Genomic DNA, 15,198 nt, shown 5'->3' with positions numbered 1-15,198 from the left:
GCGGCAAACGGCGGGCAAGGCCGAATCCTCTAAGTTTTTCAGAGGAGGCATCGCTCGTTCGGACAAACCGTGCCGGTCAAGGACGGATGAAGGAGCAAGCCAGATGGTGACCATATACGATATAGCGAAAAAAGCAAATGTTTCGGCGATGACGGTTTCGAGGGTTATCAATAACACCGGGCGGATCAGCGAAAAAACGCGGGCAAAGGTCAAGCGCGTCATGGACGAGCTGGGCTACGTCCCGAACCAGATGGCGCGCAGCCTCGTTTTGCAGCAAACCCATTTGCTTTTTTTGCTCATTACGGACATAACCAATCCGTTTTACACGACGCTCGCGCGCGGAGCCGAGGACGCCGCCCAAAAACACGGGTTCCGGTTGCTGTTCGGCAACAGCGACGAGAAATTGGCCAAAGAACGGGATTATATCGACACGATCCTGAAGACCCGCGCGGACGGCGTGCTCGTGGCGCCTGCGGGAGACGCTTCCCTGCCCCATCTGGAGGCGCTCCGCAAGCATGGGGTTCCGTTTGTGCTTCTGGACCGGGAAGTGCCGGGCGTGGACAGCGATATCGTGCTCGGGGACAGCAAGGAGGGCGCGCACCGGCTTGTCAAGCATCTGGCCGACATGGGCCATCGCCATATCGCGCTGATCAACGGCTCGCTGACCGCCTCTACGGCAAGATACAGGCTGGAGGGGTACCGGGAAGCGCTAAAGCTGTACGATTTGGAATACGCGGAGGAAAATGTGCTGGAAACCAGCTTCGAGCCGCGCAACGATCTGACGGAAATCGAACATTGGCTCGACCGGCTGCGGCCCGAGGTGACGGCCATCATCGCCGGCAACAACGTGCTCGCCGTCGAGGTGATTCGGACGCTCTCCGCCCGCGGTCGCAGGGTGCCGGACGACATGTCGATCGCCTGCTTCGACGAATGGGCGGCTTACGCCGAGATCGACCCCTTCCTGACGGTCATTTCGCAGCAAGCCTACCAATTCGGCTACCTCGGCATGCAACTGCTGATCGACCGAATCCGGGACGGCGAAGCGGCGGGACCGTGGAAAAAAATCGTCCTGCCTTCCCAATTGATCGTCCGGCGTTCGGTCCGGCGTCTGGGCGCCGAAGGATGACGGTTCCCCGCCTCATTCTTCCAGCTTGCGACGCAAACAGACGAAGTTGGATATAAATCGACAGCTCTCTTCAATATATGGTAATATATAGGTATTGGAATGGAAAAAACTATCAGGGGAGAGCGGAATGAACCAACTGATCGGTCAAATTCTTACGCAAGATGTAGTTAATACCTATGGCGTAACCATCGTGCCCGCCGGCACCCGAATCACCTCCGACATCGTAGAGCTGCTCCTGAACCACAAGATCGATCCGACGTCCGTCAGGACCGAACCGGCCCGGTCCGAGACGGACAGAACGGCCGAATCCTGCGGCGCGATGGTCCGCGAGTCCGTCGCCGTTTCGAAGCCGCTTTTCGAATGGGTCCGGATGACCGGGGAAATTCCGGTGATGGAGTTTCGCAAACAGATTCTCCCGGCCGTCCAGGAAGCGGCCGACCACCCGAATATTTTTCAGCTTTTCGAGGCGGTTAAAGCGAGGCACGATTATACATACGAGCATAATATCGGAGTCGGCGTTCTCGCGACGATGATCGGCCGGTGGCTGAAGATCTCTGAGCCCGAATTGACGGTTCTGTCGCTTGCCGGTATGCTGCACGACATCGGCAACGTCCGCATTCCTCCGGAAATTTTGGACAAGCCCGGCAAGCTGACGAAGGAAGAATACGATCTGGTCAAAAAGCATACGGTCTACGGCTACGAGCTGCTTAAAGACCAGAAAGGCCTGCATCCCCGCATCGCGCTCGCCGCGCTGCAGCACCACGAGCGGGAAGACGGCAAGGGTTACCCGCTGGGGATCACGAAAGAAAAGATCGATTACTTCAGCTCGATCGTGGCCGTCGCCGACATTTTTCACGCGATGTCTTCCAAGCGGCCTTATCATGACCCGGTTCCGTTTTACGAAATCATCGCCCAGATGAAAGCCGGCCAGTTCGGCAAGCTGAATCCGCACATCGTATCGGTCTTTATTCAGAATATTACAAATAAAATCATCGGCCAGCAGGTCGTGTTGACCGACGACAGCGTCGGCGTCGTCGTCTACCGCAATCCGCATGACGAAGAACATCCGCTCGTGCAAGTGGACGGCCGGTTTATCGATTTGACCCGGGAACGGGACATTCAGATTAAGGAAATCATTATTTCTTGAATGCGGTTTCCCCGTCCCTTTCCGCTTAAGCGTCCGCGAACCGCATGCGGAGCACGACGATTTCCGCCCGGCTCGCCAGGCGGATCGGCGGGCCCCACGTGCCGAAGCCGGAGGAGACGACCGCGTGCAGGCTCCCTTTTTGCAAGTAGCCCCAATCCAGCTCGAACAGTCTTCGCGTCACCCAATGGTTGGGCGCGAATTGCCCCCTGTGCGTATGGCCGGAGACGAGCAGATCGACGCCCGCTTCCTCCGCCTCGTCGTATTGATAAGGTTGATGGTCCATGACGATAATCGGGCGCTCGGCGTCGAGCCCGCCGGTCAGGCTGCCGATCGGCAGCCTGCCGCCGGGATAAGCTTCGGCGGTCTTGTCTTTGCGCCCGACGATCTGCAGTCCCCCGGCGGTTTCGACAATTTCGTCGCGCAGCACCGGAATGCCGATCTCCTTCATTCTCCGCACGTATTCCTCGATATGCCCGCCGTAATATTCATGATTGCCAAGAACGGCGTACGTTCCGAGCGGAGCCTTCAGCCGGCTCAGCCGCACGTCCATCCGGTTGCGGACGAACGGCTCGATATCCTCGTCGATGACGTCACCGGCAAGCAGGATCAGGTCCGGCTTGATCTGCTCCATCTTCGCCAGCAGCCGGTCGAGATGGCGGTTGCCGACGATATTGCCCAGATGCAGGTCGGACGCGACGGCGACGGTCGCCTCCTTCATCCCGCCCGCCCGCTTGTTCACCCGGATCGCATAGTGGCGGACAACCGGGTTCCACGCGTTCCACGATCCCCTGGCAAACAGCGCCGCGAGCAACGCAAGAACCGCTATTCCGGCATACAGAACGTAGCGCTTGGAATCGCCGCCTGCAAGAAGCACGGCCAAAGCGCCCAGATCGGCCAGCGGCAGCAGCAGCATCGCGTATTCCATAACCCCAAAATAGAAGGCTCCGATCACTTTCAGCCCGCGTCCGAGCCAGCGCGGGCGAAACGGAAGCCTCCCCAGCAGATAACCCAAAGCGACGGCAAAGAAAACGGTCCAATAGATCGCGCGTCCCCATAGGGGCGCTTCCGCGAAGGCGGGCCACAGCGCAGAGATGAACAAGGCCAGATGCCAGCCGATGTACGCGTTGGCGACGATCGCGATGAGCAATACGAGACTTAGAAACAACAGCCGCGATTTCATAGATTCGGAGAGGCCCCTTTGTCTATTTTTGATAGATTATAGCACAGGCGGCCTGTGGTTCTCATCCTGTGCCAATAGAGGCGTCAACCGGTTCCGGTAAAGCAGCTTCAGCCTGTGCAGGGCCCGCGTGCAGGCGACATACAGAAGCTTGGCGTCCTGCGGCCCGTATTGGTCTTCGTCGGCGTCGGGAATGAGCACCGCGTCGAATTCCAAGCCTTTGGACAAATACGCGGGAACGACGGTCAGCCCCCCTTCGTAGTCCTGCTGTTTGGCCTTGACCAGCGTCGCCGCGATGCCGCGTTCCCCAAGCGCCGCGTGCAACCGCTCGCATGACGCCGCCGTGCGGCACAGCACCGCCACGGTATGCAGTTCCTTGTCCTGCAGCCATTGCCGAATCACGCCCGCAACGGCATCCGCCGGATCCGTCTCGCCCACCGCTTCCGTTTCGACCGGCCTGCCGCTGCGGAATACCGGCTTCGCCGGTTTGACGCCCCCTTCCATTCCGGCCAATATCCGGTTGGCGAATTCGATGATTTCCGTCGTCGAGCGGTAGCTCCGGTCCAGCTCGTAATAGGCGGTGTCGGCGCGGTCGAAGACTTCCGTCAGCTCATCCCAGTTCCGGATGCCGATATAGCCGTGAATGCCCTGCTGCAGGTCGCCCAGAACCGTCATGGAAGGAACGCGCTGTCTTTCCTTCAGCACGGCGAGCTGCAGCGGGCTGTAATCCTGGGCTTCGTCGATCACAATATGGTCGTAGAACGGCGTATTGCCGGCTCCGTACAGACGAAGCTGAATATAGGCCAGCGCCGGAAGGTCTTCCGCGGCGACAGCCGCAGGGCGCTTGCTTCCCTTTGCGGCCTTTCCGGCGGCGGAAACGGCTTCGCCCAGCACCTGCTTCGTGTAAAATGCGCAGGCGTCCGGCTGCGGGAGCTTGCGGACATACGCCTTCCATTTGGCCGTGGCGTTGGCCCTGACCGTCTTGTCGCTCCAGCGGTTGCGGCCGATTTCGATTTCCATCCACCGCCTGAGCCTTGCGGTCAGTCGCTCCCTCCGCTTCATGAGCGGTTCGTCCGCCGGCTCTTCCCGGAACCATGCGCGGATTTGTTCGGCCGGCAGCCAGAGATCGGGCGCGGGACGAAACGGCTCGTCCGGAATCAGATTCGTTTCCAGCGCAAGGAGAGCCGCATCGATTCGCCGGAGCATCTCCAGGCTGCCCTTCCGCCGGCCCGGCGCTTCGTCCAGCTCCCGCGCCGTCGTCTTGCGCTCGAACCAGCGCGCCAGCTCCGTGTCCGAGTCCTGCAGCTCGACTCCTTCTCCAAGCAGTTCCAGCGCCCATTCCGCAAAGGTCGTCTGGCGGATGTCGCCGACGCCGAGCTCCGGCAGCACGCCGGATATGTATTGGAGAAACATCCGGTTCGGCGCCAGAATCATCATCCTGTCGGCTCGGAGGCGGTCCTGGTAGCGGTACAGCAAATAGGCCAGCCGGTGAAGCGCCACGGTCGTCTTTCCGCTCCCGGCCACTCCCTGCACGAACAGAATTTTGTTTTTCTCCGTCCGGATAATGGCGTCCTGCTCCTGCTGAATGGTCGAGACGATGTCGCGCAGCCGGTTGTCTTTGCTTTCGCCCAGCCGATGAAGCAGGAACTCGTCCGTCACCGCTTCTTGCTCCTGCCCTTCCGCATAGCTGTCGACGACCCGCTGCAGCTCGCCTTGACGGATCAGCACGTTCCGTTTGAGCGAGACGGTCCCGTGGACGACGCCTTCCGGCGATTCGTACGCGACGCGGGGATCGCCGCCGGCAAACGAATAAAACAAACTGCCGATCGGAGCCCGCCAATCGATCACAAGCGGGGTCTGATCCGCCAAGTCGCTTACCCCGAATTTGCCGATATAGATCGGGTCGGTCCGCTCCTTTCCTTCCTCGCGAAAATCAAGCCTGCCGAAGTACGGCTCGCGGTCGGCCGCGGCAAGGCGCCGCTTTCGCTCCTGACGGTGCGAATCGAGCACCTGCTCCGTGTAATCGTTGCCGGCATACCGGGGGCCGATCCGTTCCATTTGGGCGCGTATCAACTCCCGCACCCGTTCGAGCCGCTTCGCTTCCTCGTCGAATTTCTCGTCGGGAGACACGTTTTGTCCCTCCTTCGGTTTAATGATTTTCCAAAATCATGCAATTTCACGGACTTATAATTCTAGCTTACCTGCCTCTGTAAATCAACCGGCGCCAAAACAAACAATCGGCCGCTTGATCCGCTTTTGGCGGAAAGGGGCCGATTGCTTTTTGCGTCCGCCGTTTCATTCCAGCGATTCTTGCGCCGCCGCCACGAGCCGTTCGAACAGTTCGTCGTTGCGGTCGATCTCCTCTTCCACGGCGATAATTTCGTTTTCGTCTCCTGATTCGTTCAAAAACAGCAGCGAGTAGCTCCACTCGGACCCTTCGTCGCTCTGCAGCGTCATTTCGTAAGGCTGCTTATGCCCCTTAACAGCGAACTGGACTTGTCCGACATACCCTTGCTGTTCGTCGTATTTCAACGTGGCGCCGAGAATTTCAACTTGCATGGATTGCGGTCACCCCTCTATTTTTGGAGATTTTTTCAAAGATTCGAAGATGAGAATTTTTTTATTTTATTTTCATTTACTCTTCATTTTCCTTGTCCGCCGAGCTTTCATTCTCTTAGAGGGAAATGGTGGTTAAAAAATCTGTGCTATAGTGGGGGCACATCCAGATATACAGGAGGTACCTAGAAAATGTTTAAAAATTCCTTTTACAAAACATTCGTTGCATCTTTCCTCGCCTTTGCCGTTTTGTTGACGGGCGCGTTCGAAGCGGTCCCGGCCAAAGCGAATGCGGCGACGGCTTCCGAGTCCAAGGCTAGCCAAATCATCGCCAAGGGCAAACAATACCTCGGCGTAAAATATAAGTTCGGCGCCAAAGTCGGCAATACGAGCTCGTTCGACTGCTCTTCGTTTACGAAATATCTGTACGGCTTGTACGGCGTCTACCTTCCCCGCACGTCGAAGGAACAAGCGAAAAGCGGCAAGTACGTGTCCCGCAGCAACCTGAAGCCGGGCGATCTCGTCTTTTTCTATTCCCCGATTCACCACGTCGCCATTTATATCGGCAACGGCAAAATTCTGCACACCTACGGCGCTCCGGGCGTGACGATTTCGAACCTGAATTCGGGCTGGTGGGACAAGCACTACACGACGGCAAGACGCGTGCTGTAACGAAGCGGCTTACGACCTTCAGGAAAGCGCGGCTAAGGTCAGCTCCGCAAGCTCCCGCTTGAGCCGTTCCGCCGGAATATCGTCGCCGATGAAAACGGCCACGTCGTGAACGGTTTTCTGCGGGGCGATCCGCATGAAATCCAGCGCGCGGTACGCATATTGGAACAGGAAGCGGCTGGCGGTGTCGCGGAACGTCACGATGCCCTTCGCGCGGTAGACGCCTTCCGGCAAGGCGCGCATCCATTGTTCAAAGGCCCGGCTGTCCAGCGGCCCGTCCAAATAGCAGGTCAGCGTGCCGATATGGCTGTGGCCGTGGTCGTGATGATCCCGGCGATCAGGCTCCTTCCCGATCCGATCGCACTCGTGACGGCGGCTTCCGACCAGCGAAAGATCGAACTCGCAGCGGACCGCCGGCACGACCTGCGCGGACGCGTTCCATTCGCTCAGCCATTCGATCAGTTCGTTTCGCTCGTCCTCGCCGACCAAATCCGTTTTGTTCAACACGATCAGCGAGGATGCGCGGATTTGCTCGATCATCAGCTTCAGCGTTTTACCCGAGCCGATTCTGACCCTGTCGAGCAGATGGCGGGCGTCGACGACCGTAATATTGTCGCGCAATTCGACTTTGGCATACATCGAAACGTCGGATACGGCATCGATGATTTCCAGGGGCTTGGCAACGCCTGTCGATTCGATCCATACCACGTCCGGGGAATGCCGCTCCACAAGCTGAAGCAGTTCCATTCCCACATCGGCGCGGATCGAGCAGCAGATGCAGCCCCCGAGCATTTCGGCCATCGGGACGGAGGCGTCAAGGACAAGCGCATCCAGGTTCACCTCGCCCGCCTCGTTCATCAGAACGGCCGGCTTCAGCCCTTTCGACTTGGCGTCCTCGACAAGACGCTTAAGCAGCGTCGTTTTTCCGCTCCCCAAAAAACCGGATAACAAATAGACCTCGACCGTCTTGTCCACGTTTCTCTCTCCTTCGTCAGCAAAGAGCCTCCGCGCCAGACGCGGAGGCTTCTACGTCTTATCTTCGAAGCGCCGCATAGACGGAGCGGATCGGCTCCACGCACGCCGGCGATTCGTAGGCGGTATCGTTCACGTATCCGCCGACGGGATACATGTCCATCTCCCGTTCGGGAAGCTCCCGAATGAGCGGAAAGACGCGCCTGTACTCCACGTTCCCTTCGCTCAGCCATTCGTCGATGCCGGCTTCGTCGAGCATGGCGGGCATCCGGTCGGCAAAGCCCTCGACAAGCCCGTTCGGCGTCGTCGTTACCATCGTGCATGCGCGGATCTCCTTGCCGTCCACGCGCGGCCATATTTCGTAAAAGCCGGGAACGGCGAAGGTTCGGCGATCCCGAAACACGAACCGGACCGGCTGATAAACTTTGCGGTTGGAAATCCAGCCGTAGAACCCGCTGCACGGGATGACGCAGCGCTGCTTGTTGACGATCCGCCTGAAGATCGATCGGTCGCCGACAGACCGCCCGTCGGCATTGACCGCGTCCTTCGACCAGTACGGGATAAAGCCCCAGCGCGCATCGACCAGAATGCGCTCCCGGCTCTCCTCCACGACGACCGATACGGTCTGGGTGGGGGAAATATTGTACCTCGGACGATATTCGCTCTCGAACCGGTGAATCCGGAAACGATCGCTTAGCTCCGGCCATTCGGCCGTAAGGGAAAAACGCTGACACATGGGACAGAGCACCCGCCTTTTCGCTGATCTCGTCCCAGTATCTGCTTGTTTTGCATTTTTATTCGCCGGTTTACGCGTCCTGCGGGTGACCGGGCTCGACCAGCGCGATCGCCGCGGCGTTGGCCTCGACCTGTGCGGCGTCTTTGCAGCCGGGGATGACGCACGTTACGGCCGGGTGCTTCAGGCACCAGGCAAGCGCCCATGCCGCCATATCGACGCCTTCCGGCACTTCGGTCGCGCGAATGTGCTCCACTTCGCGCAGCAGCCGGTCCTGCTCCTCCTCATTGCGGCGGGAGCGCACATCGTTGTCGCCAAACCGCGCGCCCGGGCGGTATTTGCCGCTCAGGAAGCCGCTGGCCAGCGGAACCCTGGCGAGAACGCCCAAATCCTGCTCGATGCAGGAAGGAAACACTTCCTCTTCCGGTCCCCGGTCCAGCCGGTTGTAAACGACCTGGATCGCCTTCGCCCCCACTTCCGTCGCCTTGGATGTCTGGTGAATGTTCTTGTTGGAGCCGATGGAAATGCCCAAATAGCGGATCTTCCCGGCTTCAACCTGGCGGTTGAGCGTGTCCCACAGCGCGTCCTGGTCGAAAGAGGCGTCGGGGCCGGAATGGAATTGATACAAATCGATATAGTCCGTTTTCAAAGCCCTTAGCGAATGTTCCAACTGCCGGACGACATCCTCGGGATCGTATACGTCGGTCCGCTTGAACGGTCCGTGAAAATGATGGCCGAACTTGGTGGCGACGATCCAATCCCCGCGGTTGCCGGCAATCGCGCCCCCGACGAGCGATTCGGACAAATGGTCGCCGTAGCATTCCGCCGTATCGATCAGATTGATGCCGAGCTCCTTCGCCCGGCCGATGATGGCGTCGGCTTCCTTTTGATCGTAGGCTTTGCCCCATTCCCCGCCGAACTGCCAGGTGCCGATGCCGACGACCGATACGCGCAAACCGGTACTGCCAAGCCTGCGATACTTCATGGCTCGAACGCTCCTTTTCGGTTATTCCACACGAACGGCCGTGCCGCTGACCGCCACCATCAGCATGCCTTCGCGAACGACTTCGTAATCGACGTCGACGCTGACAACCGCATTCGCGCCGAGCCGCTGGGCGTCGGCCACCATTTCGGAAATCGCGATGTCCCGGGCTTCCTTCAGCTTGTTCTCGTAAGTGCCGGAACGACCTCCGATCACGTCGGTAATCGAGGCCAGAAAATCCCGGACGATGTTGGCGCCCATAATCGCTTCACCCGTGACCAATCCGTAATAATTCGTGATGCGGTATCCTTCCACATTTGGCGTTGTCGTTACCAGCACTTCATTTCCTCCTCGCGATAAGATGGCATTCGCTTTATTTTACCATACTTCTCCTAATGGCAACATCGCCGCCGTCAAGCGCTTCTTGGCCCCCTAAACGAGAAAAGCCGCCGGACTTGCGGCAGCTGATCAATTGAAATATCCGTCGGTCGTCGGAACGTCTTCTTCCAACGCGAACTCAAAATCGTCGATGTCGTAAAGCAGCACCGGAATGCTGTTCTGGATCACTTTATCCTGGAACTCGATCTGATCCGTCAAAATCGGGCACTGCAGTCGCAAAGACGCAAGAACGAGCTCCGTCTCGATCGGGTCGAGCAACTCGCCGTACTGCATGTTTTCGACCGCGTTGACGACGACGAGCGTCACGTGTTCGTTGATCGGCAGAGGAGGGCTTTCCCTCCACGGCGCAACCAGCGCACGTTCCAGCTTTTTACGGTTAAACGTTTCTTCGAAAAAACGGATCATTTCCCCGATTTTTTCTTTGACGTGCCGGTCGTCCGCCGGTTCCGGCATGATCGGTTCCGGGCTGTCTTTCATATCGTATAGCTCCATGACCGTTGAATATGGAATCCTGTATTCGACAGGACGTTTCGGCAGAAGCAGTTGGCCGTATGTGGCGAGCATGACCGCCTCGATGACAAAACGCCGAACCATCAGTTGTTTCCCTCCCGCAGCGCAGCAGATCCAAGCGTACCTTGTCTCCCATTATAGCATAAAAAAACGGACGTGATGTCAACGATAAGCTATTATATAGGAAGAATATACGTTTGACCACATCCAAAGTTGCCCAAAATCACAGCATCCCCAACTTTTTTCCATCTTATCAGACAGGAGTCCTTTAATCATGGCATACGGCATCGGAGACTCGGCTTTGCTTGCGCTCGACGGGCGCATCCGTAGCGTCCGCATCGACGCCTGCCTCGTCTGGCAGCGCGGCAGCCTGGTTTATTCGTACTTTCGCAACCCCCAAGAGGAACGCGAGCTTCACAAAGTAAACTCCGTCACCAAAAGCGTGCTCTCGGTGCTTGTCGGCATCGCGCTCGGCCGGCGCGACCTGGTGACGCTGGACGCGTCGGTCGCCGAATACTTCCCGGAAGCTCCGCCGGACAAAAGGCCGGTCACGCTTAAGCATCTGTTGGGCATGACGCCCGGTTTCGAATGGCAGGAAGCCGGGGCGTGGGGCAGCTTGCCGCCGCCCTCGGAGCAAAATCCGAATTGGATCCGCTTCATTCTGGAGCGGAAGATGGTCGAACCGCCGGGAAGACGGATGGTGTACAATTCGGGATGCTCGCATTTGCTCAGCGCCATCCTCCAGAAGGCGACCGGCATGACCGCTTCCGAGTATGCGGGGCGTTATCTGTTCGCTCCTCTCGGCATCGATTGCTGGCGCTGGCCGTCCGACGCGGAAGGCATCTCGATCGGCGGATTCGGCTTGCTTCTGCGTCCTGCGGATTTGCTCAAGCTGGGCAGATTGATGCTGGAAGACGGCCGCTGGGAAGGAAATCAGGTTGTGCCGGCCGCCTGGATTCGGGAGTCGACCCTCCCCCGCCTGCCGGCTTCCGGACGGGACGGATGGTACGGCTACCATTGGTGGATTTACGGAAAAAGCTCCGAAGGCCCGGCTTCCCCCCGCGTCTATTACGCCCAAGGTTTCGCGGGACAATTTCTGATCGTCGTCCCCGAGGCCCAACTCGCGGTCGTCTTTACCGGCGATCTCGGCAAAAAAACATTAACGCCCTTACATATTTTCGCCGACACCTTATTTAACGACATAAAACAAAGCGGCGCCATCGGCGAAGAATGAACCCCATTGCTTTGTCGTCTTGCGATCGCTCCGGTTCCTATTCTTCGGCCTTAAGCTCGCCGTTCCTGAGAAAAAGCCTGGACAACGGCCGCCTCTCCAGCATCGCGCGCGCGAGGCGCGCCTGCGCCTCCTTCAGCTCGGCCGGCTGCCACCGGTTCATCTCCTGCACAAGCTCCCACTCCGCATCGTGGCGTCCCGACTTTACCTTCTCCTCCGTCAGCAGCCGAAACAGCCCGGCGCGTTCCAGCGCTTCCACCCGTTCGGCTTCGCCGGGCATCGTTGTCCACAGCGCCAAACCGCGGCGAAACGCATCGCCGCCGTTCGGCTGCAAATACGATAGCAGCTCTCCCGTCTCCTTGTGTTTCAGCACGTAAGGCATCCTGCCGCACCTCCTGAACTCGAATAATTTTGTTAATTCGAGTATATTTTCCTAATTCCTTCTATACGGCAAGTCCTGCATGCGCTTTCGCATTTTCGGGGAGCCCGGATTTTTAGCCTTCCTTAACGATGGAAGGACTGTTATAATAGCTACATTTGGAGATTTTTAACGCCACAAGGAGATGGATCGCATGTCAACCGGCGCGGCTGCCGTTCGGCCCGCAAGCCGCCTGGCCGCTTTGACCAGCGTCGTCATCGCCATGCTCGTGTCGTCGATGGACTCGACCATCACGAACACGACGATGCCGAAAATCGCCGAAGAGCTGGGCGGCATGGGCTTTTATGCATGGACTTTTACTTCATACATGATCTTCTGCACCGTTTTGACCCCGATCGCGGGCCGCATATCGGATCTGTTCGGAAGGCGTCTTGTCTTTTCTGTCGGATTGATCGTATTCATGACCGGCTCGCTGCTGTGCGGGCTTGCCGACAGCATGCCGATGCTGGTGCTGTACCGGGCCGTTCAGGGGATCGGGGCCGGATTGATTACCCCCTTCCCGATGATCATTGCCGGCGATCTGTATCCCGTCGAAAAGCGCGGCAAAATCCAGGCGCTGTTCACCGGCATGTGGGGACTTTCCGCCGTGCTTGCGCCGCTGGTCGGCAGCCTGTTCGTCGAAACGGTCGGCTGGAGATGGATTTTCTGGATCAACATTCCCCTTTGCCTGGTTTCCTGCGCGCTTCTGTTTGCGTACAAGGAAGTTTACGAGCCGAAAAAAGCCGCCGTCGATGTCAGCGGAGCCGTTCTGTTCACGATCGGGGTCAGCCTTTTGCTTTCGGTTACGGTCGTCGAGCGGATGCCCTATCTGGTCGCTGCTTGCGGCCTCCTGTTTATCGTCTGGTTCGTGCTGTTCGAGCGCAAGCATCCTTCCCCGATCGTGCCGCTCGCGCTGTTTGCGATCCGCCCGATCCGCTGGATGGCCGTCAACATCCTGATCGCCTGTACCGCGCTGTTCGGAACGTCGAGCTTCGTGCCGCTGTTTTTGCAGCATGAAGGGTACTCGATTTTCGTCAGCGGCCTGTCGCTGCTCGGCATGTCGGCGGGCTGGATGCTGTCGGCGGTGCCGGCCGGCAAATGGGTGTTGAAGTACGGCTATACCCGGCAGATTATCATCGGAAACGCCATTCTCGTCGCGTCCGGCCTTTTGCTGATGTTCCTGCGCGAAGGCACGGGATTCGCCTACGTGACGTTCGCAATGTTCGTGCAAGGCGTCGCCTACGGCCTGCTGTTTACCGTGACGACGATCGGCGCCCAGCAATTTGTCGGCCCGCACGACAAGGGCGTTTCGACTTCGTTGCAGATGTTCGTGCGCAACATCGGCACGTCCGTCGGCGTCACCATTATGGGAGGGCTGCTGAACCGGGCGGGAGACGACGTGATGGGCGGAATCGCGAACCTGTTCCTGTTCGGAGCCGCCATGAGCGTCGTGGCGCTGCTCAGCGCTTTCGGCATGCGGGACCCGAAGGAAATCCCGAAGGGCTGACGGAATCGGCAACGGGTGCCGGCGACCGTAGTCCCCTCGTCCGGTCCGGCGGCCGGATGCCCGATTGAATTGCCTTTTTGGCACTTAAATCGAGGAGTCGCACGAGAACGGGCTTTGCAGTTGCTGTTATAGCAATTTGCGAAAACAAAAATGAACCTCCAGTTCCACTTTTACAATGGTTTTGGAGGTTCATTTGTTCTTATATGGGCACGATCCTGGACCTGGACCGGATTATCGGCGGAAAAACCCCCGATTTTCCAAAAAGGCTTTCATATGCATTCTTACCGGCTGCACCAACCGGTCGGCCATCAGCCGCGACCAGGGCGTATCCTGTTTCCCGCCGGTGCGCTCCCGCAAATAAGCCGACATCGTCTCGTCGTACCGCGCGACTTCCGCGGCATGCTTCCGCCCGTCGTAACGGTTCCGGTGCAGCACGGCTTCCACCGGCAGGCGCGGGCGGAGCATCGGCTCCTGAGCGGGCACGCCGACGCACATGCCGAACACCGGGTACACCCGGTCCGGCAGCTCAAGAAGCTGCGACACTTCCTCGATCCGGTTGCGGATGCCGCCGATGTATACGATGCCGAGGCCGAGCGATTCGGCGGCGACCGCCGCGTTCTGCGCCGCAAGCGCCGTGTCCACCGTGGCCACGATCAGGTTCTCGGCCGTATCCTCGTAGGTCGGCTGACCGGGAGCGTGCAAGTCGGCGCAATATTTCAGACGGTGCAAATCGGCGCACCAGACCAAGAACACGGGACATTCCTCGACATAAGCTTGATTGCCCGACAATTCCGCAAGCCGCTTCTTTAGCCCGGCTTCCGTGACGGCTATGACGCTGTATGCCTGCACATTGCTCGAGTTGGAAGCCATCTGCCCGGCCGCGATGATCGTTTTGAGCTGATCTTCGCTCACGGGCTTGTCTGCGAATTTGCGGATGGACCTGTGGTTCATCAGCAGCGCCAGCGTTTCGTTCATCTTGCCCCCCCTTTATCCGGCAATCACGATCGCCTTCATCTTCCCCATCAAGGCTCGTAAATCATTTTCCGGGTCATGCCGCCGTCGACGAACAGATTGATGCCGGTCACAAAGGTGTTCGCCGGATCCGTCAAATAAAAGCAGGCGCGCACGATGTCCTCCGGTTTCCCCACGCGGCCGGCCGGATGCTGGAGATGGTCTACGTCTCTCAGCGCGCCGTAATCCCCGGTTTCGATCCAGCCGGGGCTGATGGCGTTGACGCGAATCCCGTCCGGACCGAGCGACACCGCGAGCGCATGCGTCAGCGAGGCGATCCCGCCCTTCGATGCGGCATAGGCTTCCGAATTCGGTTCGGACATCGCGTGCCGGGTGGAGCAGATGTTGACGATCGCGCCGCCCTTGCCCCGCTTTTTCATCCGCTTGGCGGCCTCGCGGGAGCACAGAAACGTTCCCCGCAGGTTGACGTTCAGCACCCGTTCCCATTCTTCGAGCTCAAGCTCCAACGGAGATTTCCAGATGCCGATTCCCGCGTTGTTGATCAAAATGTCGATTTGGCCGAACGTCTTCTCGGCTTCGGCCATAAGCTCCGCCGCCGATTCCGGACGGGTAAGGTCGGCCGCGACAAACCGCGCGCTTCCTCCCGCCTCGGCGATGCTGCGCGCCAGCGCTTCGCCGCCGCTTTCCGCCAGATCGCTCAGCACGACGTTGGCTCCTTGCTCCGCGTAAGCCCGGGACAGCGAGCGGCCGATGCCGCCCGCCGCCCCGGTTATGACAACCGTCGAATTCCGAAACATTC

At 58.8% G+C, this 15,198-nt stretch carries 16 protein-coding genes; 5 read left to right on the top strand and 11 right to left on the bottom strand.

Going from position 1 to position 15,198, the window contains the following annotated elements; translation table 11 throughout:
• The first annotated feature begins 103 nt into the window (after positions 1 to 103).
• Positions 104 to 1,126, top strand: a complete 1,023-nt coding sequence (locus F560_RS0116135) for a LacI family DNA-binding transcriptional regulator (protein WP_019006793.1) — start codon at positions 104 to 106, stop codon at positions 1,124 to 1,126.
• 127 nt (positions 1,127 to 1,253) lie between these two features.
• The gene (locus F560_RS0116130; protein ID WP_019006792.1) at positions 1,254 to 2,273 is read left to right on the top strand and encodes an HD-GYP domain-containing protein; all 1,020 of its coding nucleotides are present in this window, start codon (positions 1,254 to 1,256) and stop codon (positions 2,271 to 2,273) included.
• Positions 2,274 to 2,298: 25 nt separating this feature from the next.
• Here the strand turns inward: F560_RS0116130 and F560_RS0116125 are convergent, their stop codons facing one another.
• The 3 genes from F560_RS0116125 to F560_RS0116115 form a co-directional block, all read right to left on the bottom strand.
• The gene (locus F560_RS0116125) at positions 2,299 to 3,453 is read right to left on the bottom strand and encodes a metallophosphoesterase (RefSeq protein WP_019006791.1); all 1,155 of its coding nucleotides are present in this window, start codon (positions 3,451 to 3,453) and stop codon (positions 2,299 to 2,301) included.
• Positions 3,454 to 3,489: 36 nt separating this feature from the next.
• Entirely contained in the window at positions 3,490 to 5,580 is a 2,091-nt protein-coding gene (locus F560_RS0116120; RefSeq protein ID WP_019006790.1) for a HelD family protein, read from the bottom strand.
• A gap of 165 nt (positions 5,581 to 5,745) precedes the next feature.
• A complete protein-coding gene (locus F560_RS0116115; RefSeq protein ID WP_019006789.1) occupies positions 5,746 to 6,009 on the bottom strand; it encodes a hypothetical protein in 264 nt (87 codons plus the stop codon).
• A gap of 189 nt (positions 6,010 to 6,198) precedes the next feature.
• Here F560_RS0116115 and F560_RS0116110 point away from each other — a divergent pair, with 189 nt between their 5' ends.
• Complete coding sequence (locus F560_RS0116110; protein ID WP_019006788.1) at positions 6,199 to 6,678, top strand: C40 family peptidase; 480 nt, start codon at positions 6,199 to 6,201, stop codon at positions 6,676 to 6,678.
• An 18-nt stretch (positions 6,679 to 6,696) separates the two neighbouring features.
• Here the strand turns inward: F560_RS0116110 and F560_RS0116105 are convergent, their stop codons facing one another.
• The 5 genes from F560_RS0116105 to F560_RS0116085 form a co-directional block, all read right to left on the bottom strand.
• Entirely contained in the window at positions 6,697 to 7,650 is a 954-nt protein-coding gene (locus F560_RS0116105; RefSeq protein ID WP_019006787.1) for a CobW family GTP-binding protein, read from the bottom strand.
• 58 nt (positions 7,651 to 7,708) lie between these two features.
• Entirely contained in the window at positions 7,709 to 8,383 is a 675-nt protein-coding gene (locus F560_RS0116100; RefSeq protein ID WP_019006786.1) for an SOS response-associated peptidase, read from the bottom strand.
• Between the two features lie 70 nt (positions 8,384 to 8,453).
• Positions 8,454 to 9,365 carry an aldo/keto reductase gene (locus F560_RS0116095; protein ID WP_019006785.1) on the bottom strand — a complete coding sequence of 304 codons (912 nt, stop codon included), beginning with the start codon at positions 9,363 to 9,365 and terminating at the stop codon, positions 8,454 to 8,456.
• Positions 9,366 to 9,386: 21 nt separating this feature from the next.
• Positions 9,387 to 9,701 carry a YbjQ family protein gene (locus F560_RS0116090; protein ID WP_019006784.1) on the bottom strand — a complete coding sequence of 105 codons (315 nt, stop codon included), beginning with the start codon at positions 9,699 to 9,701 and terminating at the stop codon, positions 9,387 to 9,389.
• A gap of 129 nt (positions 9,702 to 9,830) precedes the next feature.
• Positions 9,831 to 10,355, bottom strand: a complete 525-nt coding sequence (locus F560_RS0116085; RefSeq protein ID WP_019006783.1) for a hypothetical protein — start codon at positions 10,353 to 10,355, stop codon at positions 9,831 to 9,833.
• A 190-nt stretch (positions 10,356 to 10,545) separates the two neighbouring features.
• Between F560_RS0116085 and F560_RS23475 the strand changes: the two genes are divergently transcribed.
• The gene (locus F560_RS23475; protein ID WP_019006782.1) at positions 10,546 to 11,505 is read left to right on the top strand and encodes a serine hydrolase domain-containing protein; all 960 of its coding nucleotides are present in this window, start codon (positions 10,546 to 10,548) and stop codon (positions 11,503 to 11,505) included.
• A 37-nt stretch (positions 11,506 to 11,542) separates the two neighbouring features.
• On the opposite strand, the gene F560_RS0116075 is transcribed toward F560_RS23475, so the two are convergent.
• A complete protein-coding gene (locus F560_RS0116075; protein WP_019006781.1) occupies positions 11,543 to 11,884 on the bottom strand; it encodes a hypothetical protein in 342 nt (113 codons plus the stop codon).
• A 190-nt stretch (positions 11,885 to 12,074) separates the two neighbouring features.
• On the opposite strand from F560_RS0116075, the gene F560_RS0116070 reads away from it, so the two are divergent.
• Positions 12,075 to 13,427: an MFS transporter gene (locus F560_RS0116070; RefSeq protein ID WP_019006780.1), complete on the top strand. Its 1,353-nt coding sequence runs from the start codon at positions 12,075 to 12,077 to the stop codon at positions 13,425 to 13,427.
• Between the two features lie 231 nt (positions 13,428 to 13,658).
• Here the strand turns inward: F560_RS0116070 and nfsA are convergent, their stop codons facing one another.
• Both nfsA and F560_RS0116060 read right to left on the bottom strand, forming a co-directional pair.
• Positions 13,659 to 14,402: an oxygen-insensitive NADPH nitroreductase gene (gene nfsA / locus F560_RS0116065; protein ID WP_019006779.1), complete on the bottom strand. Its 744-nt coding sequence runs from the start codon at positions 14,400 to 14,402 to the stop codon at positions 13,659 to 13,661.
• A gap of 47 nt (positions 14,403 to 14,449) precedes the next feature.
• Positions 14,450 to 15,196 carry an SDR family NAD(P)-dependent oxidoreductase gene (locus F560_RS0116060; protein WP_019006778.1) on the bottom strand — a complete coding sequence of 249 codons (747 nt, stop codon included), beginning with the start codon at positions 15,194 to 15,196 and terminating at the stop codon, positions 14,450 to 14,452.
• Positions 15,197 to 15,198 lie beyond the last annotated feature (2 nt).

The organism is Cohnella laeviribosi DSM 21336 (assembly GCF_000378425.1).
GTDB classification, from domain to species: domain Bacteria; phylum Bacillota; class Bacilli; order Paenibacillales; family Paenibacillaceae; genus Cohnella; species Cohnella laeviribosi.
The sequence above is the reverse complement of the archived record's forward strand: the minus strand, read 5'-3'. Positions and strand labels throughout refer to the sequence as shown.

Bases quoted from the DNA above. Each gene is read 5' to 3' on its own strand.
- F560_RS0116085 (WP_019006783.1), bottom strand. From the start codon at position 10,355: ATGGTTCGGCGTTTTGTCATCGAGGCGGTCATGCTCGCCACATACGGC.
- F560_RS0116135 (WP_019006793.1), top strand. From the start codon at position 104: ATGGTGACCATATACGATATAGCGAAAAAAGCAAATGTTTCGGCGATG.
- nfsA (WP_019006779.1), bottom strand. From the start codon at position 14,402: ATGAACGAAACGCTGGCGCTGCTGATGAACCACAGGTCCATCCGCAAA.
- F560_RS23475 (WP_019006782.1), top strand. From the start codon at position 10,546: ATGGCATACGGCATCGGAGACTCGGCTTTGCTTGCGCTCGACGGGCGC.
- F560_RS0116130 (WP_019006792.1), top strand. From the start codon at position 1,254: ATGAACCAACTGATCGGTCAAATTCTTACGCAAGATGTAGTTAATACC.
- F560_RS0116115 (WP_019006789.1), bottom strand. From the start codon at position 6,009: ATGCAAGTTGAAATTCTCGGCGCCACGTTGAAATACGACGAACAGCAA.
- F560_RS0116095 (WP_019006785.1), bottom strand. From the start codon at position 9,365: ATGAAGTATCGCAGGCTTGGCAGTACCGGTTTGCGCGTATCGGTCGTC.
- F560_RS0116125 (WP_019006791.1), bottom strand. From the start codon at position 3,453: ATGAAATCGCGGCTGTTGTTTCTAAGTCTCGTATTGCTCATCGCGATC.
- F560_RS0116060 (WP_019006778.1), bottom strand. From the start codon at position 15,196: ATGTTTCGGAATTCGACGGTTGTCATAACCGGGGCGGCGGGCGGCATC.
- F560_RS0116100 (WP_019006786.1), bottom strand. From the start codon at position 8,383: ATGTGTCAGCGTTTTTCCCTTACGGCCGAATGGCCGGAGCTAAGCGAT.
- F560_RS0116110 (WP_019006788.1), top strand. From the start codon at position 6,199: ATGTTTAAAAATTCCTTTTACAAAACATTCGTTGCATCTTTCCTCGCC.
- F560_RS0116070 (WP_019006780.1), top strand. From the start codon at position 12,075: ATGTCAACCGGCGCGGCTGCCGTTCGGCCCGCAAGCCGCCTGGCCGCT.
- F560_RS0116075 (WP_019006781.1), bottom strand. From the start codon at position 11,884: ATGCCTTACGTGCTGAAACACAAGGAGACGGGAGAGCTGCTATCGTAT.